This window comes from Oceaniradius stylonematis (genome assembly GCF_965223445.1).
In the GTDB taxonomy this organism is placed as follows: domain Bacteria; phylum Pseudomonadota; class Alphaproteobacteria; order Rhizobiales; family Rhizobiaceae; genus Roseitalea; species Roseitalea stylonematis.
This window is the reverse complement of the sequence record NZ_OZ244994.1, coordinates 1,867,984-1,891,877: the sequence shown is the minus strand read 5'-3', so window position 1 is coordinate 1,891,877 and position 23,894 is coordinate 1,867,984. Positions and strand designations below refer to the sequence as shown.

The following is a 23,894-nucleotide window of genomic DNA, read 5'->3' as shown; positions in this document are numbered from 1 at the left end:
GTCAACACTTTGTGCGTTTTGTGCAATTGATGACCAAGGAATAGCGGTATACTCGCGAGGCTTCAAGTCAATTTCGAAAAAGTGTTGACACTTTGACGGCATCTTTCTAACCCTGCCGAACGAGGAGGTGGCAGGACAGCGCATGACGGTGAACGTCGACATCCCATTGGTCACAGTTCGGGCACAGGGCACTGACGCATCCGTCGGTGTGGACCTGCGCGCGCTGACCGCCAGCCGGCATCGGCCACTGCCCCATTGCCTTCGCATCATTCTGGAGAATCTTGCCCGCCGGGCCCTTGCTGGCGACGCGTCCGAAGCCGATGTGGCCAAGATTGCCGGCTGGACGCCGCGCACGAGCGGCCTTTCCGTGCCGCTCACCGTCTCCCGGGTCATTCTTCCCGACAGTTCGGGCCTGCCGGTGCTGATGGATCTGGCCGCCGCGCGCGACGTGGTCGCCACGCAGGGCGGCGACGCCGGAACGGTCGAGCCCAAGGTTCCCGTCACGCTTGTCGTCGATCATTCCCTGATCGTCGATGTTGCCGGCCGTTCCGACGCGCAGGCGCAGAACATCGCGCACGAGTACCGCCGCAATGCCGAGCGCTACAGCTTCTTCAAATGGGCCGAACAGGCATTCGACGTGCTCCGCGTCGTCCCGCCGGGGGCTGGCATCATTCATCAGGTGCATCTGGAGCGGCTGGCGCAGGTTATCGAGACGATCGACTTGCCGGGCATTGGAAGGCTCAGCGGGCCCGAGTTCGTTCTCGGCTGCGACAGCCACACGCCCATGGTCAATGGTCTTGGCGTCCTTGGCTGGGGCGTCGGCGGCATTGACGGCGAGGCCGCCGCGCTCGGTCTGCCCTATGTCGCGCGCGTGCCGCGGGTGGTCGGGCTGCGGCTGACGGGGCGTCTGCCGGCCGGCGCAACGACGACGGACCTCGTTCTGCGCGTCACCGAGCGGTTGCGCGAAGTGGGCGTTGTCGGCGACTTCATCGAGGCGTTCGGCCCCAGCCTGCCGGAACTGACCGTTCCGGACCGCGCGACCATCGCCAACATGGCACCCGAATATGGTGCGACCGCCTGCCTGTTTCCGATCGATGACCAGACGCTGGCCTATCTGCGGCAGTCGGGGCGGGACGAGGCACATGTCGCGCGCATCGAGGCCTATGCGAAAGCCGTCGGGCTGTTCGCCGAGGCCGGCGATCCCGAGCCGGAATTCTCCGACGTGGTGGAAATCGACCTGTCGACGGTTGCGCCCAGCGTTGCCGGGCCGAAACGCCCGCAGGACCGGGTGCCCTTGACCGAATTGAAAGACGCTTTCACCGCCGCTCTCACGGCGCCGGTTTCCGCGGGCGGGTTCGGGCTGACACCGGATCAGTTGGACATGCGCGTGCCGGTGGCTGGTCTTGACCGGCCCGTCCGGCACGGCACGATCGCCATCGCGGCGATCACCTCGTGCACCAACACGTCGAACCCGTCGGTCATGATCGGCGCCGGTCTTCTGGCGCGCAACGCGGTTGCAAGGGGACTGGCCGTACCGGGCTGGGTGAAGACGTCGCTCGCTCCGGGGTCGCGACTGGTCACCGATTATCTGGACGAAGCCGGGCTTCTTGCTTCGCTTGAGGCACTCGGATTTCACGTCGTCGGCTATGGCTGCACGACATGCTCGGGAAAGTCCGGCCCGATCGACGCCGATCTGGCGCAGGCGATCGCAGACAACGATTTGGTTGCCGCCGCGGTCCTGTCGGGCAACCGGAACTTCGAAGGCCGCATCCACAAGTCGGTGCGTGCGGCCTATCTTGCCTCGCCGCCTCTGGTGGTTGCGTTCGCGCTCGCCGGCCGTGTCGACATCGATTTCGAGACAGAGCCGCTGGGCACGGACGCGAGAGGGCAGCCTGTCTTTTTGCGCGACATATGGCCGGACGCGGCGGACGTGCAGCGGCTCGTCGAGGCGAGCCAACGGCCGGATCGGTTCCAAAAAAGCTACGCCACGCTTTTCGACGGGGCCGAGCTTTGGCAGCGCCTGGACGCGCCCGGCGGCACCCGCTTCGCCTGGGACGAGGCCTCGACCTATATCCGCCGTCCGCCCTTCTTCGAACTGGCCACCGATCCCCTTCCCGATGCCATCGAAGGCCTGCGCGTTCTGATCCATGCCGGTGACAGCCTGACGACGGATCATGTGACGCCGAGCGGTGAAATCCTGCCCGACAGCCAGGCCGGACAATATCTCATCGGCCAGGGTGTCGAGCCGCAAGCCTTCAACGCCGTGACCCAAAGGCGCGGCAACCATGAATTCATGGCGCGCGTGACCTTCGCCAACCAGCGGATGAAGAACCGTCTGGTCCCCGAACGCGAGGGCGGCTGGTCCCGTCGTGAGCCCGAAGGGACGATCGAGACCGTGTTCACGGCAGCCGAGGCTTATCGTGACGAAGGGGTTCCCGTCATGGTGCTGGCCGGCCGCGACTACGGCATGGGGTCCAGCCGCGACTGGGCCGCCAAAGGTCCCAAGCTGCTCGGAGTGCGCCTGGTGCTGGCCGAGAATTTCGAGCGCATCCATCGCGCCAACCTGATCGGTATGGGCATCGTTCCGATAACCTTCTTGTCCGGCGAGGATGCGGACGGTCTTGGCCTGACCGGGTTCGAGCGCTTCGACGTTTCCGGCCTGCATGCGGCGCTCGATACCGGGTCACCGGTGTCGATCACCGCCCATGGCCCACAAGGCGCACGCACATTCAAGGGCCGGCTCGATCTGGCCAGCGCGCATGAAGCAGCCCTGCTGCGGAGCGGCGGGCTGTTCGCAACGCTGCTCGATGGCTTGAAGAGCGAGGAGCGCCGCCATGCCGGATGAGTTGAACGAGGCTGTCGAAACCGTCGAGACTTACCTGGCCGCCATGGAAGCCCGTGACCTTGACGGTGCGCGAGCCTGCGTGTCCGAAGGCGATCTCGATCTGACATTTCCGGGCGGCCGGCATTTCACGCGGATTGACGAGATCGTCGCCAATTCGAGCGGGCGCTATGCGGCTATCGGAAAGACGATCGAGCGGCGGTCGGCCTGGTCCGAGAACGCAGGAACCCATGTTCTGTTCGCAGGAACGCTTTTCGGGCGATGGCCGGATGGAACGCCGTTCGACGGCATCCGGTTCATCGACCTGTTCGAACTGAAAGACGGTCTGATCGTCAGGCAGGAGGTCTGGAACGATGCCGGCGAACGTTTGCTGGCCGGGCAAAAACAGGAGACGCCGCGATGAGCCATGATCTGGTTCTTGAAAACGGAGAGATCGTCTTTCCCGGCCAGACCATCCGCCGTGGCAGCGTCGCCGTCAAAGGCGGCAAGATCGCCGCGATTCTGGATCGGGGCGAAGTTTGTAACGCGGCACGCGTGATCGATTGCACCGACCGCTGGATCCTGCCGGGCGTCATCGACCCGCACACCCATATCGGCTTCGGCGACAAGGAAAACGATTGGGCGACCGAGACGGCGACCGCGGCACTGGGTGGCGTGACCGGTCTGATGAGTTTCTGGCGCCACGATGATCTCGGCGCATCGACCGGGCCTTGGATTGCAGCCGGTGAAGCGCGGGCGGAGACCGATTTCGGTCTGCATTTCGGCGTTACCTCGCGCCGCCACGTGGCCGAACTTGGCGAACTGTCCAAACGGTTCGGGGTAACCTCGATCAAGGTCTATCTGATGTACAAGGGCGCGACCGGCGCCGCCAAGGGCTTCACGGAAGTCGACGATGCGCTCTTGTTTTCGGCGCTTCAGGCCGGTGCGAAGGTCAAGGGCGGCGTGGTTGGCGTGCATTGCGAGAACACCGAGGTGATCCCGGTCTTCCGCGATCCGCTGAAGGCGGCCGGCCGCGACGATCTCGCCGCATGGGACGAGCAGTCGCCGGGCTTTCTGGAAACCGAGAACGTGTTCCGGGTTGCCTTCTTCGGCGAAAAGGCCGGATGCGACGTCAACATCGTGCACATGTCGGCGGTCGAAAGTCTCGATCTGGTGCGCCGCCTGCGCCACAAGGACCGGCCCAGGATCAACGTCGAAACCTGTATCCACTATCTGTCGCTGACGAGGGACTGTCCGCTCGGCCCGATCGGCAAGGTCAATCCGCCGCTAAGGCCGCAATCCGACATCGACGGCCTTTGGGAAGGGGTTCGTGCCGGCGATATCCAGACCATCGGATCGGACCATGTGCCGCGCAAGGTGTCGACGAAGGGACCCGACATCTGGTCCGCGACCGCAGGCTTCCCCGGCATCGCGCAGGTGCTGCCGGTCCTGATCGAGGAGGGATACCACAAGCGCCAGATTCCCATCGAGCGGCTTGCGGCGACCATCTCGTGCAATGTGGCGGACCTTTATTCGCTCCCCGGCAAGGGACGCATCGCGCCCGGCTACGACGCCGATTTCGCCATTGTCGATCCTGCCGGCCAGACAAGTGTGGCGGCCGACGCGTACCCCTCCTTTTCCGACTATTCGCCCTATGCCGGCAGGACCTATCGCGGCGCGATCACGCACACGATCCTGCGCGGCACGGTGGTGGTCGACGATGGCTGGCTGTCCCCGGAACCTGCAGCGCCGGGCCGCTACATGCACCGCGCTCCCTGACAAGAGGAACAATCATGACCGAGCGAATCTGGGACCGGTTCCTGACCGATCACGACAAGCAAATCTTCCAGCTCGCCGGCTATGGCAAGCGCGGCGGCTTTGGCAAGCGGCCGGCGCTGTTCATCATCGATGTGCAGTACAATTTCTGCGGCGATGCACCCGGCGAAAGCCATGAGGAGGGCGTTGGCAAATACCGCACCCATTGCGGGCCGGCCGGCTGGAACGCGGTGCCGCATATCGAACGGTTGATGCATCTGGCGCGGGAGATCGACATTCCGATCTTCTACACCCAGAGCGAGCGCCGTCCCGACATGATCGACAGCGGCGTTCAGGTGTCAAAGAGCCATCGCGGGCATGAAAAGACCTCGCAGGAGGGCACGCACGCCACGCAGACCGTGGCGCCATTGGCGCCGCGCCCCCAGGATATCCTGATCGGCAAACGCAAACCCTCGGCCTTCTTCGGCACACTGTTCATGAGCCACCTGAACTATCTGGACGTCGACACGCTGATCATGACCGGCTGCACTTCGTCAGGCTGCCTGCGGGCGACCACGGTCGATGCCTATTCGTTCAACTTCAAGGTGGTGATCCCCGAAGAGACGGCGTTCGACCGGTTCGAGGCCAGCCATGCGATTTCGCTTTTCGACCTCAACTGCAAATATGCCGACGTGATTCCAACCGACGAGGTCGCGGCCTATCTGGAAGGTTTGCCGGCAAGACCGTCATAGCGCGCCATATTTTTTTGGGCGCCGGTTCACGTCACCTTAAGGCCATTGTGCGACCATCGCTCCCGACTTTCCGGGGAGCCGAATGTGACACTGGGCATTGGCGACATTGTCGCGACAGCGGGCGTGCTGCTGGGCCTGAATTATGTGGCGCTGTTCATCGCCGCCTATCTGTTCGATCGTTCGGCCCGGCACCTTCTTTGGTATCTGGCCGGCGCGGGTGCGTTCATCGGCAGCAGCGCGGCCTATGTGATGACCGAGATCGCGCCTTTCCACGGCCTGTTCTTCATCCTTGACGATGTGCTCGTCTGCACCGGCTTCCTTTTGGTCTCGAAGGGCATTTGCACGCACGCAAGGCTGCCCCTGCCCGGGCGCATATTCGCCTTGACCGCGATCATCGGCGCCTTCGTGATCGCCGTCCTGGCACCGCTTGGTGAGTTGTCGCTGATGCGGCTGGCAACGGTCAGCCTGTTCCAGGTGGCGTTGCCTGTGATGGTGGTCGTCCGGCTCTACCGCCTGCCGGCGATCAGTTCCCGCACGCGGTTTCTGGCCACCATGCTGTGCGCGGTCATCCTGTCGGTCCTCATCCGACCCCTGGTCGCCGCGTGGGCGGTCAGCCATGGCACCCTTTCGCCGGCGGAGCAGGCCGAGCTGTACGGCACTTATGCGGCAACGCCGTTCGCGGCGACCCTTTTCGCCTTTGCGGGAACCATCTTCTTTCTGGCGATGAGCGATCTGGCGGCCACCTATCGGCAGGCGTCGATGACCGACAGCCTGACCGGCCTTCTGAACCGGCGCGGCTTTCTCGATGAAGGCAACCGGCTGGCCGCGCGCCCCGCCGCGCTGATCATGCTCGACATCGACCATTTCAAGACGATCAACGACACCCATGGACACGACCAGGGCGACAGGGTGATCGCCGGCGTCGGATCGGTCATCGCCGTCGCCGCGCCGCGCCCGCATCTGTGCGGCCGGCTGGGCGGGGAGGAGTTCGCGATCCTGGTTACGCGCACGGAACTGCCCGTGGCGACGGCGCTGGCCCAGGCGATCCGTGTTTCCATCGAGACCGAGCTGCGCGACATCATGCCCGACGACCGGCCGGTCACCGCAAGTCTGGGCGTTGCCGCGATCGGCGATGACGGGATCGCCGGCGCGCTGATTGCCGCCGACCACGCGCTCTATGATTCCAAGGAAGCGGGACGCAACCGGGTTACGGTCGCCGGTGCCGAACATGTGCATGGTCATGCAAGCCGAACGGGCGGACGCCGCAGCGCGTAAAGCCGGGGCCGTTCTAAAGCGGCAACAGCGTGTCGACCATGTACAGCCAGACGGTCACCGAGACGACCGACAGGGCGGTCGCCAGCAGCAGGGTCGATGCGGCCAGATTGACCGCACGGTCGTAAAGGCTGGCGAAGATGTAGATGTTGACGCCGGGCGGCATGGCGGCCAGCGCCACGGCGGCGTGGACGGCCGTGCTCGACAGACCGAACACATGATGGGACAGGAGGAACGCGATCGCCGGGTGGACGATCAGCGCAAAGCCCGACGCGGTCAGCGTTTCGGGCAGCGCCGCCGTCAGCGTGTAGCGTGTCAGGGCGGCGCCGATCCCGACCAGCGCCACCGGGATCGCCGCCGCAGCCAGCATGTCGACCGCCGCCTGCACCGGTTCAGGCAGGACGATGCCGGTGGCATTGACGCCCAATCCCGCCAGGATTCCCGCCATCAGCGGATTGGCGAGGATCGATTTGAGAGCATCGGTCAGCGCTTCGCGCAGCGTCCGGCCGTCGCGCCGCATCAGCTCCATCGTTATCATGCCGACCGCATAGATCAGCGGTGCATGCAGCGCGATGATGCCGAACGCCATGGTGACCGTCTCGCCGCCATAGGCACGTTCGACGATCGGCAGCCCGAGCAGGACCGAGTTGGAGAATGTGCCGGCAAAGCCGACGGCGACCGCCTCGCCGGGGCGGCGTTTGAACACTGTCCGCGCGACGATGATGCCGCCGGCAAAACAGACGAACGCGCCGGTATAGAAGCTGACAAGAAGCTGTGGCGAGAAGGCCTGCCCGAGGTCGAGCCCCGCCATGGCCCGGAACAGGAGGACCGGCACCGCGATGCGGACCGCAAAAATGTTCAGCGCGTCGGAGAAATTGTCCTTCAGATAGCCGGACCGGACCGCGCCATAACCGACCCCGATCAGGATGAAGACGGGGAGAACGGTCAGCAGGATGTCGAGCATGGGACGCGGCGGCCTGACGGGAACGATGACCGTTCAATAGGCCAGGTACTTGCCGAAAGCGAGCCGCATGCGGGCGCCGGTCAGGTGCGCGTTGCCTCGCCGTCGACGACGGGACCGTCCCCGGCATCGGCAGGGCCTGCGGTGTCGATGTCTTCCTCGGCCAGTGCCTTGCGGGCGGCGGCGCGATGGGCGTCGGTTATGTTGCCTTTGACGGCGGCGAACGCTGCGGTCAGAACGGCGATGTCGTCGCCGAAGCCGAAGGTGAGCAAGAAATCGGGAATGGTGTCGAGCGGCAGAATGAAATAGGCCAGCGCGGCCAAAAGGATGCCGCGCACGCGCGGCGGCGTCTCGGGATCCATCGCGCAGAAATAGCCCGCAACGACCTCGTCGATGAACGGGATCATCCGCGCATAGCGCTTGACCTTGGGCCAGAACCTGCTGCGCACCTTCCGTTCACGGCGGGTCTGGGTATCCTCGGACCCGGGCTCCAGAATCTCACCGATCTTGACGTCGTCCATCGCACGCCCTCCTCGGCGTGACATGGGCGCGCCATGCAGTCGTTTCAAGCGCTCCGGCTCAGCCGGCCGCCTTGTTCATGGCTTCGGCAAGCGCGATGTCGAGCGCGGTCACGCCGCCCGAATCGTGGGTGGTCAGCCGCACGTCGACCCGGTTGTAGACGTTGAACCATTCGGGATGGTGATCCATCTTTTCGGCCGTCAGTGCGGCGGCCGTCATGAAGGCGAACGCTTGGGTGAAGGTGCCGAACTTGAACGTCCGGGTGACCGCCTTGCCGTCCTCCTCGGCGGTCCAGCCCTCCAGCGTTTCGAGCGCCGTTGTCAATTCGTCGGTCGTAAGGCAGGGTTTGGGCATGGTCCGGGCTCCGATCTTCGATGTCCGGTCAGTTTAGGGGATCGGGCAACAAGGGAAAGCCGGCGATGCGGGTTCTTTTCGTGTGCCTGGGCAATATCTGCCGGTCGCCGCTGGCCGAGGGCGTGTTCCGCGCCGAGGCGGCGCGCGCCGGCCTGTCGGATGGGCTGAGCATCGATTCGGCGGGCACCGGGAACTGGCATGCGGGCGAAGCGCCCGATGCGCGGGCCATCGCCGTGGCCGCCCGGAACGGCATCGACATTTCCGGCCAGCGGGCCCGGCAGATCAGCCGCGACGATTTCCACGCCTTCGACCTGATCCTGGGCATGGACCACAAAAACGTGCAGGCGCTGACGCGGATGGCCGCTTTCGACAACAAGGCGACGATCGATCTGTTTCTGGGCCACGCCACCGGCACAACCCGCGATGTCGCCGATCCCTATTACGGGGCCGAAGCGGACTTCGAGGCGGTCTATTGCGACATAAAGGCCGGCGCCGCCGCGCTCGCCGCCGTACTGGCCGGGAAGCTGTCGCGCGACAGCGGGTAGCTTTCCTCGACAATGTAAGGCCCGCCGCCAACCGAATCGCGCGAGGACATAAGCGTGAAATGTTCGACCTTGAAGGATGGCACGAAGAAGCCGCCGCGCACCGACAGATAGTTGGCCACTGCCTGGGGCGTGACGTTGCGCAAGCGCGCCAGCGTCACATGTGGCGTGAATTTGCGCGGGTCGGGCGCAAGGCCCAGGCGCCGGCAGATGCGTGCGATTTCCGCCTGAAGATCGATGAGATCCGGCGAGGCGGTGGGAACGGCGAACAGCGAATGCGGCTTCTTGCCACCGAATGCGCCAAGGCCCGACAGGCCGAGCGAGAAGGGCCGCCGGTGCACGCGCTCGAGTGCATGGGCGATCTCGTCCGCCATGTGGTGTTCGATGTCACCGATGAACCGCAGCGTGAGGTGGTAGTTCTCCATGTCGATCCAACGGGCACCGGGCAGGCCTCCGCGAAGCATCGACATGTGGGTTGCGGCATGGTGAGGGATTTCGAGAGCGGCGAAAAGGCGCGGCATGGCAGTGTCCCCTCGTTTCGAGCGGTGGGCTTTGCCATCGCGCGGACCGCAAATCACCCCCGCCTTGATGCAAGCGAATCACGCATGCGCGTGAAGCGCAAGGTGATTTTCCGATACGATTCGTTAACGATTTCCGTCAGCCGGCTTCCTTCCCGGACAGGTAGGTCCGCATCAGCGGCAGGAAGCGTTCGACCATCTGCGCAACACCGTCGGCCGTGGGGTGGATGCCATCGGCCTGCATCATGCCGTCGACCGTGATCGCGCCGTCCAGAAAGAACGGGTAGAGCGGTACGTCATGGGTTTCGGCAAGGTTGGCGAAGATTGCGTCGAACCGGTCCGCATAGTCGCCGCCCATGTTCGGCGGCGCGCGCATGCCAGCGAGAATCACGTCGATATCGCGTTCCTTGAGCCGTTCGATCATCGCATCCAGATTGGCGCGCGTCACATCCGGCGAAATGCCGCGCAGCGCATCATTGCCGCCAAGCTCCAGGATGACGAAATCGGTACCGTCGGGCACGGACCAGTCCAGCCGTGCCAGGCCGCCCGAACTCGTGTCGCCGGAGACGCCCGCATTGGTGATCGCGACATCGAACCCCTCGGCCCGCAGCGCGGCTTCGAGCTGTTCGGGAAAACCGGTGCCGGCGGGAAGCTGATAGCCGGCCATCAGGCTGTCGCCAAAACCGACGCCGCGCACGGTCTCGGCCTTCGCCGGCAGCGTTGCCAGACCGAACGCAAATCCGGCCGCGGCAAAAAAGCGTAGGAACTGTTTGAACATGCGCGACCGTCTTCCCATTTACCGATGCAACCTTTGCCGCTCCATATAGGTAGTTCTTCCCGTGTCTGAACCCGTCATCGCCCTCGACCGCGTCAATCTCACACTCGGCTCGGCGGCAAGCCAGGTTCAGGTACTCAAAAATGTCAGCCTGTCTGTCCCCCGGGGCGAGGCGGTCGGCATTGTCGGCCCGTCCGGCTCGGGCAAGACGACGCTTCTGATGGTGCTGGCCGGGCTGGAGCGGCCCGACAACGGCAGCGTCGAAGTGGCCGGCGCCCGGCTCGACCGAATGAGCGAAGACGAAATCGCCCGGTTCCGCGGCCGCAATATCGGCTTCGTCTTCCAGTCCTTTCACCTGATCGCCAACATGACGGCCCTTGAAAACGTCGCCGTGCCGCTTGAGCTGGCCGGCACGGACGATGCGTTCGACCGCGCGCGCGCCGAACTGGAAGCCGTCGGCCTCAAGGACCGGCTGACCCATTATCCCGGCCAACTGTCCGGCGGCGAACAGCAGCGCGTGGCCATTGCCCGCGCGCTGGCGCCCGAACCGGCGATCCTGATCGCGGACGAGCCGACCGGCAATCTCGACCAGGATACGGGCCGGCAGATCGCCGACCTGATCTTCGACACGCAGAAGAAGCGCGGGACGAGCTTCGTCCTCGTCACCCATGACGCCGCGCTGGCCGAGCGCTGCGACCGGCAGGTTCGCGTGCGCTCCGGCGAAGTGTTCGCGGGCGAGGCCACCGCCAAAGTGGCCGCCGAGTGATGAACGGATTGCCCGACCAGATCGCGCTCGCTTTCCGGTTCGCGCTGCGCGAGGTGCGCGGCGGGCTTTCCGGCTTCTACGTCTTTCTGGCCTGTATCGCGCTGGGCACCGGTGCGATCGGCGGCGTCAATGCGGTGGCGCAGGCGATCACCCAGGGCATCCAGTCCGAAGGCCGGTCGATCCTGGGCGGCGACATCCGTTTCGAGCTTGTCCACCGGACAACGACACCCGAAGAGCTGGCGACGCTGCAGGCGATCGGAACCGTTGCCCAGAGCGCCAATACGCGGTCGATGGCCCGGCTCGAGGATCAGTCCGACCAGACGCTGGTCGAGATCAAGGCGGTCGATGAACTCTATCCGCTCTATGGCGCGTTCGAGACCGAACCGGCACTGGCGCAAGCCGATTATGCGCTGACCGACGGCGCCTGGGGCGTTGCGGTCCAGCCGATCCTGCTCGAAAGGCTCGGTCTTTCGGTCGGTGACACGATGTTGATCGGCGACGCCCGTTTCTCGATCCGCGCGACGATCGCGCTGGAACCCGATGCGCTGTCCGACGGCATCGGCCTTGCGCCGCGCATCGTCATGTCGCTCGATGCGCTCGAAGCGTCGGGGCTGATCCAGCCCGGCTCGCTGGTCGAGCGGGTCTACAAGCTGCGCACCGATCCGGGCACGACCGACGCGCAACTCAGGGCCGCGATCGACCAGGCCAACGAAGCCCACCCGCAGGCCGGGTGGTCGGTGCGTACCCGCGCCAACGCAGCGCCCGCCCTTGCCGCCAACATCGAACGGTTCGCGCAGTTCCTCACGCTTGTCGGGCTCACCGCGCTCGTCACCGGCGGTGTCGGTGTCGCCAACGCAGTGCGGGCGTTCCTTGATTCCAAGCGCGACGTGATCGCGACTTTCAAATGCCTTGGCGCACCCGGGCGCCTCGTTACGCTGATCTATCTGTTCCAGATCCTGATGGTTGGCGCAGTGGGCATTGCCATCGGTCTCGTGCTGGCTGCAATCGCACCCATCGCTGCGGCCGCAGCTCTGTCCGGCATCGTGCCGCTGCCGGCGGGGGGCACGGGGCTTTACCCCGGCGCGCTGATGCTCGCGGTCATCTTTGCGGTGCTGACGATCTTCGTCTTCGCGCTGGTGCCGCTCGGCCGCGCGCGCGACATTCCCGCCTCCAACCTCTTCCGCAACCAGACCATGACCGAGCGTGGCCTGCCGCGCGCCGCCTATGTCGTCGGCGCCGGCCTCGCCGCCCTGCTTTTGACCGGGCTCGCCGTCTGGTTTTCCGAAGAACGGGTTCTCGCCGCCGGCTTTCTCGCCGGCGTCGCCGCCGCCTTCCTCATCCTGCGGATCGTCGCCGATGGCGTTCAGGCGCTCGCCCGCCGCGTCCGCAACGTGCCGGGCACGTCGTTGCGCATGGCGGTCGGCAACATCCACCGCCCGGGCGCGCTGACGCCGTCGGTCGTGCTGGCTCTGGGCCTCGGACTGACCCTTCTGGTCGCGCTGGCGCTGATCGACACCAATCTGCGCCAGCAGATCGCCGGAAACCTGCCCGAGCGCGCGCCCAACTTCTTCTTCGTCGATATCCAGTCCGACGTGGTCGACGATTTCGCAGAGTTGGTCGAGACCGAAGCGGGCGATGCCGGCAAGCTGGTGCGCGTGCCGATGCTGCGCGGGCGCATCGTCGAACTGAACGGCCAGAACGTTGCCGAAATGGAACTGCCGCCGGAAGGCGCCTGGGTGCTGCGCGGCGACCGCGGCATCACCTATGCGCAGAACGTGCCGGAGAATTCGAGCCTTTCGGCCGGCGAGTGGTGGGCGCCGGATCATGCCGGCGAAGCGCTCGTTTCGTTCTCCGCCGAAGAAGCGGGCGAATTGGGGCTTTCCATCGGCGACACCGTCACAGTCAATGTGCTCGGCCGGAACATCACGGCCACGATCGCCAATTTCCGTCAGGTCGAGTGGGAATCTCTGGCGATCAACTTCGTCATGGTCTTCTCGCCCAACACCTTTGCCGGCGCGCCGCACTCATGGCTTGCGACGCTGACCATGCCCGATGCCGATTTCGAGCAGGAGGCCGGCATTCTTTCATCGGTGACGCGCGCCTTTCCGGCGGTGACCAGCGTGCGCGTCAAGGACGCGATCGAACTGGTCAACCGCGTCGTCGGCCAACTGGCCTCGGCCGTCCGCGCGGCCGCGGCCGTTGCGCTGATCGCCTCCGTTCTGGTGCTGGCCGGCGCGCTTGCCGCAGGCAACCGGGCGCGGGTGCACGATGCGGTGGTCCTCAAGACGCTCGGCGCGACCCGCGGGACGCTGATCCGCACCTTCGTGACCGAATATGCGATCCTCGGCTTTGCCACGGCGGTCTTCGCGCTGCTGGCCGGCGGTGTGGCGGCGTGGTTCGTGGTCAGCCAGATCATGACCCTGCCATGGGCTTTCCGGCCGGAGATCGCCGCGATGACGATCCTTGCGGCGCTGGTCTGCACGGTGGGGTTCGGCCTTCTGGGCACTTGGCGCGTTCTCGGCCAGAAGGCGGCGCCCGTGCTACGCAACCTTTAACGATTTGTTCACCATGGTGCGGCGGTTTTTCCGCGTTGCGCGCATTTGCCCCACGTCTTTGCCGGCCGGGGCGACCGGAAATTCTTGTAAAAGCTGCCCTGCCGCCTCATATTACGCGCAGGCATGCTGGAGGTCCCGCCAGCGGCGCCTCGGTGTGCGCGAAATCGCGCGCGGCCGGACACCCGACGGGACGTGAAGGCTTAACGAGGACGAAATGGCTGAACTCCGTAACGTTCAATACCAGGCGGGCGCCGGCGCCCGCACCTATGACGCGAGCATCGATGAGGGCCTGCGGTCCTACATGATCCGCGTCTACAATCTGATGGCTCTGGCGATGGGCATCACCGCCCTTTTCGCCGCCGGCACCGTCATGCTTGCGACCACGAACAATCCGGCGGCCGCCGCTGCCTCGCTGCCGAACGGCACGATGCTGACGGCGCTGGGTACGGTCATCTACGGATCGCCCCTGCGCTGGGTCATCATGCTGGCGCCGCTGGCGCTGGTGTTCTTCCTCAGCTTCCGTATCGACCGGATGCAGACATCCACCGCACAGATCACGTTCTGGAGCTTTGCGGCGCTGATCGGCATGTCGCTGTCGTCGATCTTCCTGGTCTACACGTCGGCTTCGATCGTGCAGACCTTCTTCATCACGGCAACCGCCTTCGGTGCGCTGTCGCTCTACGGCTACACCACCAAGCGTGACCTGACCGGCATGGGCTCTTTCCTGCTGATGGGTCTGGTCGGCCTGATCCTGGCGATGATCGTCAACATCTTCCTGGGTTCGGGCGCGCTGCAGTTCGCGATCTCGGTGATCGGCGTTCTGATCTTTGCCGGCCTGACCGCCTATGACACGCAGAAGATCAAGGAAATGTACTATGTCGGAGACGGTGCCGCCGTTGCCGAGAAGAAGGCCATCATGGGCGCGCTGGCGCTCTATCTGGACTTCATCAACATGTTCCAGTTCCTGCTGATGTTCCTGGGCAACCGCGAATAACGACCGGTAACATCCGGACCGGATCGGGGCGGCCTTCGGGCCGCCCTTTTCTTTCGCGCGCAATTCTGGTTTCTGGCGGCAGCCGAAAAAATGCCAGCCGCCATGAACGCCTCTATTGCACTGAACGACACGATCGACGCGGACATTTCCGCGATCACCGCCATCTATGCGGACGCGGTGCTCAACGGCACCGCCAGCTTCGAACTGGACCCGCCGGACGCAGCGGAGATGGCGCGCCGCTTCCATGCCATCCGCCAGGCTGGCTATCCGCACATTGTCGCGCGCGACGGCTCGGGCGAACTGCTCGGTTACGCCTATGCGGGCAGCTATCGGGCCCGACCGGCCTATCGCTGGACGGTGGAGAACTCGGTCTATGTGGCGCCGTCCGCCAAAGGGCGCGGCGTCGGCAGAACGCTTCTGGCCGAGATCATCGCGCGCTGCGAAGCGCTCGGGTTCCGCCAGATGATCGCGGTGATCGGCGGGTCCGAGCATGCGGCCTCGATCGGCCTGCATGAGGCGCTGGGTTTTGCCCATGCCGGCGTCCTGCCCGCCACCGGCTTCAAGCACGGACGCTGGCTCGATTCCGTTCTGATGCAAAAGCCGCTCGGCGCCGGTTCGTCGATGCCGCCCGACCCCGACACCTATCCCGGAACGCTCTATCCGCCCGCCTGAGCGGACCGTCAGTTCGACTGGACGAGCCTGATCTGCTTGTCGAACAGTCTGAGCACCTGCGCCAGGTCATGGCCACGCTTGAGCACCATGCCCGAGGCGTTGATCACCGCATAGGCACCCTGCCTGCGGGCGAGCCTGGGGTTTTTCTCGATCCGATAGAGCGGCATTTCCGATGTCCGCCGGAAAACGGCGAAGACCGCCCGGTCCTTCAAATGCGAGATGCCGTAGTCGCGCCATTCGCCGCCGGCGACCATGAAGCTGTAGACCCGCAGGATCTGGTCCAGTTCGCGCCGTTCGAACCTGACCTCGTCCTGTTGGCGCTGGCGGCGCGCCTGGCTCAGCGCGACGACGTTGCCGCCACTCGCCCCCGCGCCATTGCCCCCCGCGCCCTGGCCCGGCTGCGCGTTCTCATCATCGGAACCGTTGATGGTTCGCCTCCCCGCAAATCAAATGACCGGAGGCCATGGTTGCCCGAAACACGATGGCGCGCAAGCCGTCGCCGGAGGGGTTAACGCATCGTAAACGGCAGGGTCACACTGTTCGTGATGCGGTTGGCAAGCGTGATGGCCTGCCCCGATTTCGCCGCAAGTCGAACACACCTGCGCCCGGATTTGTTTGAAAATGAACAGTCGCACGGGGGGCGGCTTCAAGCCCGGCCAGCCCGCCATGCGACACGCGGACCACCCCGCAAACAGGGTGCCCGCAAGGCCGGACCGGGGCGGTAATTGGACAATCTGTTGCCCCCAGCCCCGATGCCGTCCGGGTCCGGCCTAAACCGCTCCGATCAGCTTCTGTCGAAACCCTTCAGCTTGGCCGCGCCCATGATCGGGCCCGGCGCGCCATCGATCGCCGCCTGCAGAAGCACGGCGCAACCCGTCGCCTTGTTCTGGGCGATCTTGTCGCGCGGCAGGTCGATCTGCATCGCCTTGCCGTCCCACATGCCAAGCGTCTGCTGCGCCATGACGGCATTGGCATAGACCATGGTGCGGCCGGCATTTTCGCCGCGCGCGATCTCCACCTCGCTGCGGTCGCGATAATAGACGATCGTCAGCAGCATGTCGGCCCCGGCCGGCTTGATCCCGTCGCCGGCCCCGACCGACAGCCGCCCGGCGCTCATTGCGACCATGACGGGCACCACCAGTCCGTTGCCGGCTGCCTCATGGTCCGCGATCAGGCCCCGGATCCGCGTCTTGTAGCCGCCATTGAGATGGTCGCGGCCGTTGACGACCGCCTGCGGCGTGTAGACGGAGCGGCTGCCGAGCGTTGTCGCATAGGCGCGCTGGCGGGCCGTGTTGTCGGGGCTCGCCAGCGTGTCGGCCCAGCCCAGATAGTCCCAGTAGTCGACATGGTAGCCAAGCGCGAGAACGTCAGGATCGGCGGCGAACTCGGCAAGCGCCGCATCCGCCGGCGGGCAGGAACTGCAACCCTGGCTGGTGAACAGTTCGACCACGCCGCTGACAGCCGCCGCGGCGCGGGCCGGGCCCGACGCGACCGCGGCAAGGGTTGCCGCCGTGCCGGCCAGAAGTGTTCGCCGGGTGATCATCGGCATGAATGGTTCTGCGCGCATGGACGAAACGCTACCGGGTCGGCGCTTCACCGGAAACTCACTTTCCGGTGAAACTTTGCCGTCCTGCAACCTCATTCGGCGGCCATCGCCACCGATCCCATCGTTGTCCGGCCCGCATGATCGGCATTGATCCGCGCCGCGATCATGTCCGCGGTTGCGGCGCTGAGCGTCCAACCCAGATGGCCGTGGCCGGTGTTGTAGTAGACGCCCGGCGCTCGTCCCGCGCCGACCTTCGGCATCATGTTGGGCATCATCGGCCGCAGCCCGGCCCACGGCGTGACGTGCTCGGTGCGCATCGCCGGGAAGTGCCGTTCGCACCATTTGACGAGCGGTGCGATCCGCTCGGCGCGGATGTCGCGGTTGAAGCCGGCAAACTCGGCCGTTCCGGCGACGCGGAACCGGTCGGCACCCAGACGGCTGGTGACGATCTTGGCGTCGTCGTCCAGAAGGCTCATCCATGGCGCCGCCTCGCGGCTTGCCGCGTCGGCCAGATCGACAGTGATCGAGTAACCCTTGACCGGGTAGATGTTGACGCGGTCGCCGAGTTGGGCCGCCAACGCCCGGCTGGCCGTGCCGGCACAGATGACCACCGCATCGAAGCGGGCATCATGCGCCGATCCGCGATGGTCGAACGCAACGGCAACGCCGCCCTGATCGCGCGAAAGCCGTGTGATTGCGGCTTCGTTGACGAAGATCGCACCGCGCTTGACGGACGCATCGGCAAGGCCGACGGAGAATTTGTGGATATCGCCGGTCGAATCGCCCTGCGTGTAGAAGCCGCCGAAAAACTCGCCTTTCAGCGCCGGCTCCAGCGCTCTTATGTCGGCCGGCGACACGGCCTCGCGCATGAGCCCGCCGCGCGCCAGCAGGCGGTTGACGTTCGCCGCATGCTCGAAGCCCGTGCGGTCGGCGTAGACATGCAGGATGCCGCGCCGTTCGAGATCGAAATCGATACCGGCGTCGCGCGCCATCGCGAACAGATGCTCGCGCGCGGCGATCGCCATGCGCGTGGTCGCCACGGTGTTGCGATCATGGTGCGGAATGCTGGCCAGGAACTCGGCCATCCAGGAATATTTGTGCCACGACGGTGCAAGTGAGAATTTCAGCGGAGCGTCGGAGCGCATCATCCATTTGATGCCCTTGACGACGTTGCTCCAATGGTTCCAGACCTCGGCGTTGGAAGCCGACAGCTGCCCGCCATTGGCAAAGCTCGTTTCCATCGCCGCATAGCGGTTCTTGTCGAACAGGGTGACATCGTGGCCGCGTCCGAGCAGCGACCATGCGGTGGTGACGCCGGTGATCCCGGCGCCGATGACTGCGATATGTGCCATATCCGGCTCCTGACGGTTCGGCCGGCCGCGCGCGGCGATCCGGTCCGTGCCCCATCTGTCAGGAAACCTGAGAGTTTTGCCCGCTCCGGCTCTGCGGATCGCACCGGACCATCCGGTGCTGGGCTTGCTCCTTCGGTGGGCACGTCGTGGCGACGTGCCGCTCTCCAGATTTTCAAGGCGTCGCGCAGTCCTTTCGCCTGAGAGTTTCCGGGGCGGTTGCTCCTTCGGCGCCGGGCCAACCTCGACGGTTGCCCGGTCTCTCCCGCGCGACGCGGAATGGCTGCCGATACATCAAAGCATCGATCCGTGCAATACTGGTCTCGCGTCACGACAGGCGTTAAAGCAGGCCAGCATTTGTGATCGGGTCGCGTTTGTCACAAATGTCACATTGAGCCCCTAGGGGAAGCGCGACGCAACGAATCGGGACCACGATCATGAAAATTGCAGTTCTGGGCGGTGACGGATTTGTCGGCTGGCCGACCGCGCTTCACCTGTCGGCCAAGGGCCATGACGTCCACATCATCGACAATCTGTCGCGCCGCTGGATCGACACCGAACTGGGCGTGCAGTCGCTGACGCCGATGGATTCGATTCAGGAGCGCACCCGCATCTGGCACGCCGAGACCGGCCGCCGCATCCATTTCCACCTGATCGATCTGGCCCGCGACTATGACGTGCTCAAGGGCTGGCTCGCCGAGCACCGCCCGGACGCGATCGTCCATTTCGCCGAACAGCGCGCCGCGCCCTATTCGATGAAGACCGACCGGCACAAGAACTACACGGTCAACAACAACGTCAACGCCACGCACAATCTGCTCAACGCGATCGTCGAGATCGGCATCGATCCGCATCTGGTGCATCTGGGCACGATGGGCGTCTATGGCTATTCGACCATCGGTGCGGCAATCCCCGAGGGTTATCTGCCGGTCGGCATCGAGACGATGGACGGCGATACGGTCACCCAGGACATCCTCTATCCGGCGAACCCCGGCTCAATCTACCACATGACCAAGTGTCTCGATCAGTTGCTGTTCCAGTTCTATGCCAAGAATGACGGGTTGCGGATCACCGACCTGCACCAGGGCATCGTCTGGGGCACGCACACCGCCGAGACGAAGCTGCATCCGCAGCTGATCAACCGGTTCGACTATGACGGCGATTATGGCACGGTGCTCAACCGCTTCCTGATCCAGGCGGCGATCGGCCATCCGCTGACCGTGCACGGCACCGGCGGGCAGACGCGTGCCTTCATCCACATCCAGGATTCGGTGCGCTGCATCGAGCTGGCGCTTTCCGACGCGCCGGCCAAGGGCGACAAGGTCAAGATCTTCAACCAGATGACCGAGACGCACCGGGTGCGCGATCTGGCCGAAATGATTGCCAGGATGACCGGCGCGAAGATCGCTTTCCTGCCCAACCCGCGCAAGGAAGCCGCCGAGAACGAGCTTGTCGTCAAAAACGAGCAGTTTCTGGCGCTCGGCCTCGAGCCGATCACGCTCGCCGAAGGACTGCTCGAAGAGGTCGTCGATGTGGCCAAGAAGTTCGCCTACCGCGTCGACCGGTCGCGCGTGCCGGCGGTTTCGGCCTGGACCAAGGACATCGCCAAGACCGTCGAGGCCGACCCCGAGGGCAAGCGCCTGAAAAGCGTGTCCTGATCGCGAGCGCAATGACCGGGTCCGGCGGTGCGCCGCCGGGTCCGCATCCCGCCATGGCCAAGCACGCCTATATCACCCTTGTCACCAACCCCGACTATGCCGGCGCGGCGATCGCGCTCGTCCGCTCGCTGACGCTGACCGGCACGCAAGCCGACATCGTCGTCATGGCGACGGGCGGTGTCGCGGCGGCCGATCTGGCGCCGCTTTCCGATCTCGGCGCCATTATCGTGCCGGTGGACCTGCTCGACACGTCGCCCGCCTTCAACGAACGCCATGGCCGGGCGAAGCTGCATGCCGACGCGCCCTTCACCAAGGGCAACAAGCCGGCCTTTCACACGCCGCTCGACAATTTCGCCAAGCTGCGCCTGTGGCAGATGGAGCAATATGACAGCGTCGTCTTTCTCGATGCCGACACGCTCGTCGTGCGCAACATCGACCGGCTGTTCGCCTATCCCGAATTCTGCGCGTCGCCGAACGTCTATGAGAGCCTCGCCGATTTCCACCGTCTGAACTCGGGCGTCTTCACCGCCCGACCATCGCGGGCGACGTTCGTGGCGATGATGGCGCGGCTCGACGTCGCGGACGCCTTCTGGCGCCGCACCGACCAGACATTCCTTGAGGCCTTCTTCCCGGACTGGCACGGCCTGCCGGTGACCTACAACATGCTGCAATATGTCTGGTTCAACATGCCGGACCTTTGGGACTGGAAAAGCGTGCATGTGGTTCACTACCAGTATGAAAAGCCATGGCAGGCGGACCACCCGAAACGCGCCCAATTGCGGCCGCTGATCGATCTGTGGCAGGCGTATCGCACGGGCGACGCGATCCCCGACATCGACACGCTGCCCAATCCGTCGCCATGACCACCGTCCTTATCTCGGGGGCGACCGGGCAGGCCGGTCGCTTCATCGCCGAGGAATTCCTCGCCACGGGTGCCGACGTGATCGTCATGGGCCGCACATGGCCGGCGGCCGGCTTTTTCTCCGAACCGGCCGAATGGGTCGCCGGCGATCTCGATCCCGACCATGATTTCGGTCCGGCCTTCGACGGCGCCGATGTTTTCGTCCATTGCGCGTTGGCCCATGTACCGGGGAAGTATCGCGGCGGCGAGGGCGACGATCCGGAGGGTTTCCGCCGCGCCAATGTCGACGGCACGCTGGCGCTGATGGCGGCGGCCAGGCGCGCCGGCGTCGGCCGCGCCATCTTCCTGTCCTCGCGCGCGGTGTATGGTCCCAAACCGCCGGGCACGGTGCTGACCGAGACGACGCCGTGCGCGCCCGACACGCTCTATGGTCAAACCAAGCGCGCCGTCGAGATCGCGCTCGCCGGCATGGCGTCCGGCCGGTTCCTGCCGCTCATCGTGCGCGCCACGGGCATCTACGGCCCCGCCGGGCCGGGCCGGGCGCACAAATGGGCCGGCCTGTTCGCCGATTTTGCGGCGGGCAGGGCGATCGCGCCGCGCATCGGCACAGAACTGCATGGCGAAGACCTCGCAAGCGCCGTGCGCCTGATCGCCCACCGTCCCGCCTCCGATCTCGCGCGGTTCGGCCCGGCGCCGGTCTTCAACGCCTCCGACATTTTGCTCGACCGGCACGATCTGCTGGCGGCCTATGCCAAACGGGCGGGCATCGCCCACGCACCGCCGCCGCGCGCCGATGCCACGGCCTTCAACGCGATGGACACGGCGCGGCTGCGGGCGCTCGGCTGGCGGCCGCGCGGCACGCTCGATCTGACGGGGCTGGCATGAGGCGGGCGCTCCGTTCATCGCGCCGCTTGCCTCGCCCTTCGAGGCTCGTCGCCAATCCACCCTCATCCTGAGGTGCGAGCATAGCGAGCCTCGAAGGGCGAGGGATTGGCGCTCGCACCTCAGGATGGGGCAAGCGAGCGCGCGACATCATCACCGCACCTCCGTTGGAAGCCGAGAGCATGTAGCCTCTTCAATCGCCCAAGGACTTGCGCTTCCCCTCGGGTCGAGCCCGAGGGTCGACGTGCGCCCTGGGCAAACGCAAAACGCACGTGGGCGCCAGCCCGCGCAAGATTTTGCGCCAGCTTCAAAAAGTCCAGAACAACGGGCGGTTTGGAGAGCCGCGATCCGAAGTTTGTATGGTGCGGTCGCCAAACCGCCCGTCCGGTGGGCTTGCGGTGATCGCCATTTTGGCTGGCTTCGAAAACCTGTCCGCCTCGCCGGTCGCTCAGCGGGGTTCGAAGCCGTTTGCGGGGGACGCCCGCTCACCAACGCCGCCAGCCGATCGTCAGGCGTAACAGCGCGCCAAAACCTTCATTCCGCACCGGCGTGGGGATTCATCATCCAGCCATGCGACCGCTCGCACGGCCCGCCGGTCCACCGCCGCGCCCGCCGAAGGTAGGTGGCCATCCGACGTTCCGATGGGCGCGGTGGGGCAAGTATGGGGGAGGGTGGAGGCGGTTGGATAAGTTTTTATGGGCATGCCGCACAAGAATTGCGCCACTAACGGGTCGCTTCCGGCCGTGGACCGCGGCACCGCAGGGCCATCGGCCCTTCACGGGCGCCCTGCCGGCGGGTTCTCGCAGTTCAATACCGGTTTCGGGCGGTGAAGGAGTGCCGGGCCTCAGAAACGGACGAAGTGGACATCAGCGCGAAACCGTCTAGACTTCGTATCGGTCCAAAGCGTTCGCGCCCGGCTGCGCGTCAACATGCTGATTGACCAGCCGGCACCTCTGCGGCGCGTGCGTTACGGGCTGCTGGTCCTCGTGAAGACATGACATGATTGGAAGAGGACCATGAGGGCCATTCAGTTCCATCGCTTTGGCGGGCCCGAGGTCTTGCAGCTGGATGAGGTGCCGGATCCGGCGCCGGGGCCGGACGATGTGATCATTGCGGTGAAGGCGGCGGGTGTGAACCCCGCCGACACCTATATGCGCAGCGGCACATACCGCATCCAACCGGAACTGCCCTGCATTCCGGGCGGTGACGCCGCTGGCGACGTGGTAGCGTTGGGCGAAAATGTCACCGGCTTGAAAATCGGCGATCGCGTCTTTTCGGGCGTCGCGATGGGGCTGGATTTTACCGGCTGTTATGCCGGGCTGGTCAAACGCCCCGCAAAACATGTGCTGCCCATCCCCGAAGGGATCAGCTATGCCGAGGCCACAACGTTTGGCGTCTCCTACGCGACCGCCCACTACGCCCTTTTTGCGCGTGGCGGCGCCAAAAGTGGCGAAACAGTCTTCATCCATGGCGCGAGCGGTTCGGTCGGCACATCTGCGATACAGCTGGCGAAACGCGCCGGTCTAAAAGTCATCGGCAGCGCAGGTTCGAAGGCCGGGCTCGCCCTGCTGCGCGGTGAGAACGTTGACCACGCTGTCAATCACAGAGAAGCGAACTACCTCGACGCCGTCAAACAAGCTTGCGATGGCGGCGGCCCCGATCTGATCCTGGAAATGCTGGCCAATGTGAATCTCGCCGCAGACATGGAAATTGCCGGACAGAATGGCCGGATCGTTGTGATCGGCAACCGGGGCGAGATCGAGATCAGCCCGCGCATGGCGATGATGAAGGAGCTCGATATCCGGGGCATCATGCTTTGGAATGCAACGGAGGTACAGCTCAGCGACATCATGGCGGACATTCTGGCCGCGGCGGCGGAAGGCGCCATCAAGCCCAAGGTGGGGCACCAGCTGCCTCTGGGCGAGGCGGCCAAAGCGCACGAACTCGTCCTTCAGCCGGGTAATGCGGGCAAGATCGTACTGATCCCGTAACTTGAGGAGGCTTCATGAACTATCCAGATTTCATTCAATCTCAACCGTCTCTGGATATCCCCTTCCCGGAAGACGCCGTCACAACGTCGGCGGTGCGCTCGGACGGTGCGCTGGTGGTCTTCTTCCATGTGCACAAGGATGTGGAAGTGCCCGAACACCAACACGGAGCCCAGTGGGGAACGCTCGTTCATGGCAGTCTGGAGCTGACCGTCGATGGTCACACCCGCATCTGCGGACCGGGCGACAGTTGGGACATTCCCGCCGGGACCCCACATGCCGCGATCTTGACGGCAGGCAGCCTTGTGATCGACGTGTTCGAAGAGACGGACAGATATCCCCTTAAAGACTGA

Annotated in this window: 23 protein-coding genes and 1 riboswitch; of the genes, 15 read left to right on the top strand and 8 right to left on the bottom strand. The window is 65.1% G+C overall.

The window, feature by feature from the left end; genetic code table 11:
* The first annotated feature begins 142 nt into the window (after positions 1 to 142).
* From acnA to ACOQOU_RS09265, 5 genes are all read left to right on the top strand, one after another.
* Positions 143 to 2,845 carry an aconitate hydratase AcnA gene (acnA, locus tag ACOQOU_RS09285; protein WP_306026547.1) on the top strand — a complete coding sequence of 901 codons (2,703 nt, stop codon included), beginning with the start codon at positions 143 to 145 and terminating at the stop codon, positions 2,843 to 2,845.
* Positions 2,835 to 3,245 carry a nuclear transport factor 2 family protein gene (locus ACOQOU_RS09280; protein WP_109768871.1) on the top strand — a complete coding sequence of 137 codons (411 nt, stop codon included), beginning with the start codon at positions 2,835 to 2,837 and terminating at the stop codon, positions 3,243 to 3,245. The genes acnA and ACOQOU_RS09280 overlap by 11 nt, the downstream gene beginning before the upstream one ends.
* Complete coding sequence (locus ACOQOU_RS09275) at positions 3,242 to 4,600, top strand: dihydroorotase (RefSeq protein ID WP_306026548.1); 1,359 nt, start codon at positions 3,242 to 3,244, stop codon at positions 4,598 to 4,600. The genes ACOQOU_RS09280 and ACOQOU_RS09275 overlap by 4 nt, the downstream gene beginning before the upstream one ends.
* A 14-nt stretch (positions 4,601 to 4,614) precedes the next feature.
* A complete protein-coding gene (locus ACOQOU_RS09270) occupies positions 4,615 to 5,328 on the top strand; it encodes an isochorismatase family protein (RefSeq protein WP_306026549.1) in 714 nt (237 codons plus the stop codon).
* 84 nt (positions 5,329 to 5,412) lie between these two features.
* Complete coding sequence (locus ACOQOU_RS09265; RefSeq protein WP_306026550.1) at positions 5,413 to 6,603, top strand: sensor domain-containing diguanylate cyclase; 1,191 nt, start codon at positions 5,413 to 5,415, stop codon at positions 6,601 to 6,603.
* A 13-nt stretch (positions 6,604 to 6,616) separates the two neighbouring features.
* Here ACOQOU_RS09265 and ACOQOU_RS09260 read toward each other — a convergent pair whose 3' ends face one another.
* From ACOQOU_RS09260 to ACOQOU_RS09250, 3 genes are all read right to left on the bottom strand, one after another.
* Positions 6,617 to 7,564 (bottom strand): AEC family transporter, encoded by a 948-nt coding sequence (locus ACOQOU_RS09260; protein ID WP_306026552.1) that lies wholly within the window; start codon positions 7,562 to 7,564, stop codon positions 6,617 to 6,619.
* 80 nt (positions 7,565 to 7,644) lie between these two features.
* Positions 7,645 to 8,082: a YkvA family protein gene (locus tag ACOQOU_RS09255; RefSeq protein WP_306026553.1), complete on the bottom strand. Its 438-nt coding sequence runs from the start codon at positions 8,080 to 8,082 to the stop codon at positions 7,645 to 7,647.
* Positions 8,083 to 8,140: 58 nt separating this feature from the next.
* Positions 8,141 to 8,434: a 4a-hydroxytetrahydrobiopterin dehydratase gene (locus ACOQOU_RS09250; RefSeq protein WP_109768865.1), complete on the bottom strand. Its 294-nt coding sequence runs from the start codon at positions 8,432 to 8,434 to the stop codon at positions 8,141 to 8,143.
* A gap of 65 nt (positions 8,435 to 8,499) precedes the next feature.
* On the opposite strand from ACOQOU_RS09250, the gene ACOQOU_RS09245 reads away from it, so the two are divergent.
* The gene (locus tag ACOQOU_RS09245; RefSeq protein WP_306026554.1) at positions 8,500 to 8,979 is read left to right on the top strand and encodes a low molecular weight protein-tyrosine-phosphatase; all 480 of its coding nucleotides are present in this window, start codon (positions 8,500 to 8,502) and stop codon (positions 8,977 to 8,979) included.
* Here the strand turns inward: ACOQOU_RS09245 and thpR are convergent.
* Complete coding sequence (gene thpR, locus ACOQOU_RS09240) at positions 8,904 to 9,497, bottom strand: RNA 2',3'-cyclic phosphodiesterase (protein WP_306026555.1); 594 nt, start codon at positions 9,495 to 9,497, stop codon at positions 8,904 to 8,906. The genes ACOQOU_RS09245 and thpR overlap by 76 nt on opposite strands.
* A 136-nt stretch (positions 9,498 to 9,633) precedes the next feature.
* Positions 9,634 to 10,272, bottom strand: a complete 639-nt coding sequence (locus ACOQOU_RS09235; RefSeq protein ID WP_109768903.1) for an arylesterase — start codon at positions 10,270 to 10,272, stop codon at positions 9,634 to 9,636.
* Between the two features lie 61 nt (positions 10,273 to 10,333).
* Between ACOQOU_RS09235 and ACOQOU_RS09230 the strand changes: the two genes are divergently transcribed.
* The 4 genes from ACOQOU_RS09230 (at position 10,334) to ACOQOU_RS09215 (ending at position 15,256) form a co-directional block, all read left to right on the top strand.
* Positions 10,334 to 11,035 carry an ABC transporter ATP-binding protein gene (locus tag ACOQOU_RS09230; protein WP_306026556.1) on the top strand — a complete coding sequence of 234 codons (702 nt, stop codon included), beginning with the start codon at positions 10,334 to 10,336 and terminating at the stop codon, positions 11,033 to 11,035.
* Positions 11,035 to 13,590 (top strand): ABC transporter permease, encoded by a 2,556-nt coding sequence (locus ACOQOU_RS09225; protein ID WP_109768862.1) that lies wholly within the window; start codon positions 11,035 to 11,037, stop codon positions 13,588 to 13,590. The genes ACOQOU_RS09230 and ACOQOU_RS09225 overlap by 1 nt, the downstream gene beginning before the upstream one ends.
* A 214-nt stretch (positions 13,591 to 13,804) precedes the next feature.
* Complete coding sequence (locus ACOQOU_RS09220) at positions 13,805 to 14,584, top strand: Bax inhibitor-1/YccA family protein (protein WP_109768860.1); 780 nt, start codon at positions 13,805 to 13,807, stop codon at positions 14,582 to 14,584.
* Between the two features lie 102 nt (positions 14,585 to 14,686).
* Positions 14,687 to 15,256, top strand: coding sequence for a GNAT family N-acetyltransferase (locus ACOQOU_RS09215; RefSeq protein WP_109768902.1), 570 nt, complete (start codon positions 14,687 to 14,689; stop codon positions 15,254 to 15,256).
* A gap of 8 nt (positions 15,257 to 15,264) precedes the next feature.
* Here the strand turns inward: ACOQOU_RS09215 and ACOQOU_RS09210 are convergent, their stop codons facing one another.
* The 3 genes from ACOQOU_RS09210 to ACOQOU_RS09200 all read right to left on the bottom strand — a co-directional run bounded on the left by ACOQOU_RS09210 (position 15,265) and on the right by ACOQOU_RS09200 (position 18,154).
* Entirely contained in the window at positions 15,265 to 15,597 is a 333-nt protein-coding gene (locus tag ACOQOU_RS09210) for a DUF2794 domain-containing protein (protein WP_245412826.1), read from the bottom strand.
* Positions 15,598 to 16,040: 443 nt separating this feature from the next.
* Positions 16,041 to 16,823 (bottom strand): DUF1223 domain-containing protein, encoded by a 783-nt coding sequence (locus ACOQOU_RS09205; RefSeq protein WP_306026557.1) that lies wholly within the window; start codon positions 16,821 to 16,823, stop codon positions 16,041 to 16,043.
* Between the two features lie 71 nt (positions 16,824 to 16,894).
* Positions 16,895 to 18,154, bottom strand: coding sequence for a D-amino acid dehydrogenase (locus ACOQOU_RS09200; protein WP_306026558.1), 1,260 nt, complete (start codon positions 18,152 to 18,154; stop codon positions 16,895 to 16,897).
* Positions 18,155 to 18,329: 175 nt separating this feature from the next.
* A riboswitch (glycine riboswitch) is annotated at positions 18,330 to 18,429 on the bottom strand.
* A 159-nt stretch (positions 18,430 to 18,588) separates the two neighbouring features.
* Between ACOQOU_RS09200 and ACOQOU_RS09195 the strand changes: the two genes are divergently transcribed.
* The 5 genes from ACOQOU_RS09195 to ACOQOU_RS09175 all read left to right on the top strand — a co-directional run bounded on the left by ACOQOU_RS09195 (position 18,589) and on the right by ACOQOU_RS09175 (position 23,894).
* On the top strand, positions 18,589 to 19,809 hold the full coding sequence (locus ACOQOU_RS09195; protein ID WP_306026559.1) for an NAD-dependent epimerase/dehydratase family protein: 1,221 nt from the start codon (positions 18,589 to 18,591) through the stop codon (positions 19,807 to 19,809).
* A gap of 11 nt (positions 19,810 to 19,820) precedes the next feature.
* Entirely contained in the window at positions 19,821 to 20,672 is an 852-nt protein-coding gene (locus ACOQOU_RS09190) for a glycosyltransferase (RefSeq protein ID WP_306026560.1), read from the top strand.
* Positions 20,669 to 21,556 (top strand): NAD-dependent epimerase/dehydratase family protein, encoded by an 888-nt coding sequence (locus tag ACOQOU_RS09185; protein ID WP_306026561.1) that lies wholly within the window; start codon positions 20,669 to 20,671, stop codon positions 21,554 to 21,556. The genes ACOQOU_RS09190 and ACOQOU_RS09185 overlap by 4 nt, the downstream gene beginning before the upstream one ends.
* A gap of 1,013 nt (positions 21,557 to 22,569) precedes the next feature.
* Positions 22,570 to 23,544, top strand: a complete 975-nt coding sequence (locus ACOQOU_RS09180; protein WP_306025378.1) for an NADPH:quinone reductase — start codon at positions 22,570 to 22,572, stop codon at positions 23,542 to 23,544.
* 14 nt (positions 23,545 to 23,558) lie between these two features.
* Positions 23,559 to 23,894, top strand: coding sequence for a cupin domain-containing protein (locus ACOQOU_RS09175; RefSeq protein WP_109769461.1), 336 nt, complete (start codon positions 23,559 to 23,561; stop codon positions 23,892 to 23,894).

Bases quoted from the DNA above. Each gene is read 5' to 3' on its own strand.
- acnA (WP_306026547.1), top strand. From the start codon at position 143: ATGACGGTGAACGTCGACATCCCATTGGTCACAGTTCGGGCACAGGGC.
- ACOQOU_RS09280 (WP_109768871.1), top strand. From the start codon at position 2,835: ATGCCGGATGAGTTGAACGAGGCTGTCGAAACCGTCGAGACTTACCTG.
- ACOQOU_RS09275 (WP_306026548.1), top strand. From the start codon at position 3,242: ATGAGCCATGATCTGGTTCTTGAAAACGGAGAGATCGTCTTTCCCGGC.
- ACOQOU_RS09270 (WP_306026549.1), top strand. From the start codon at position 4,615: ATGACCGAGCGAATCTGGGACCGGTTCCTGACCGATCACGACAAGCAA.
- ACOQOU_RS09260 (WP_306026552.1), bottom strand. From the start codon at position 7,564: ATGCTCGACATCCTGCTGACCGTTCTCCCCGTCTTCATCCTGATCGGG.
- ACOQOU_RS09255 (WP_306026553.1), bottom strand. From the start codon at position 8,082: ATGGACGACGTCAAGATCGGTGAGATTCTGGAGCCCGGGTCCGAGGAT.
- ACOQOU_RS09250 (WP_109768865.1), bottom strand. From the start codon at position 8,434: ATGCCCAAACCCTGCCTTACGACCGACGAATTGACAACGGCGCTCGAA.
- ACOQOU_RS09245 (WP_306026554.1), top strand. From the start codon at position 8,500: ATGCGGGTTCTTTTCGTGTGCCTGGGCAATATCTGCCGGTCGCCGCTG.
- thpR (WP_306026555.1), bottom strand. From the start codon at position 9,497: ATGCCGCGCCTTTTCGCCGCTCTCGAAATCCCTCACCATGCCGCAACC.
- ACOQOU_RS09235 (WP_109768903.1), bottom strand. From the start codon at position 10,272: ATGTTCAAACAGTTCCTACGCTTTTTTGCCGCGGCCGGATTTGCGTTC.
- ACOQOU_RS09225 (WP_109768862.1), top strand. From the start codon at position 11,035: ATGAACGGATTGCCCGACCAGATCGCGCTCGCTTTCCGGTTCGCGCTG.
- ACOQOU_RS09220 (WP_109768860.1), top strand. From the start codon at position 13,805: ATGGCTGAACTCCGTAACGTTCAATACCAGGCGGGCGCCGGCGCCCGC.
- ACOQOU_RS09215 (WP_109768902.1), top strand. From the start codon at position 14,687: ATGAACGCCTCTATTGCACTGAACGACACGATCGACGCGGACATTTCC.
- ACOQOU_RS09205 (WP_306026557.1), bottom strand. From the start codon at position 16,823: ATGCGCGCAGAACCATTCATGCCGATGATCACCCGGCGAACACTTCTG.
- ACOQOU_RS09200 (WP_306026558.1), bottom strand. From the start codon at position 18,154: ATGGCACATATCGCAGTCATCGGCGCCGGGATCACCGGCGTCACCACC.
- ACOQOU_RS09195 (WP_306026559.1), top strand. From the start codon at position 18,589: ATGAAAATTGCAGTTCTGGGCGGTGACGGATTTGTCGGCTGGCCGACC.
- ACOQOU_RS09190 (WP_306026560.1), top strand. From the start codon at position 19,821: ATGACCGGGTCCGGCGGTGCGCCGCCGGGTCCGCATCCCGCCATGGCC.
- ACOQOU_RS09185 (WP_306026561.1), top strand. From the start codon at position 20,669: ATGACCACCGTCCTTATCTCGGGGGCGACCGGGCAGGCCGGTCGCTTC.
- ACOQOU_RS09180 (WP_306025378.1), top strand. From the start codon at position 22,570: ATGAGGGCCATTCAGTTCCATCGCTTTGGCGGGCCCGAGGTCTTGCAG.
- ACOQOU_RS09175 (WP_109769461.1), top strand. From the start codon at position 23,559: ATGAACTATCCAGATTTCATTCAATCTCAACCGTCTCTGGATATCCCC.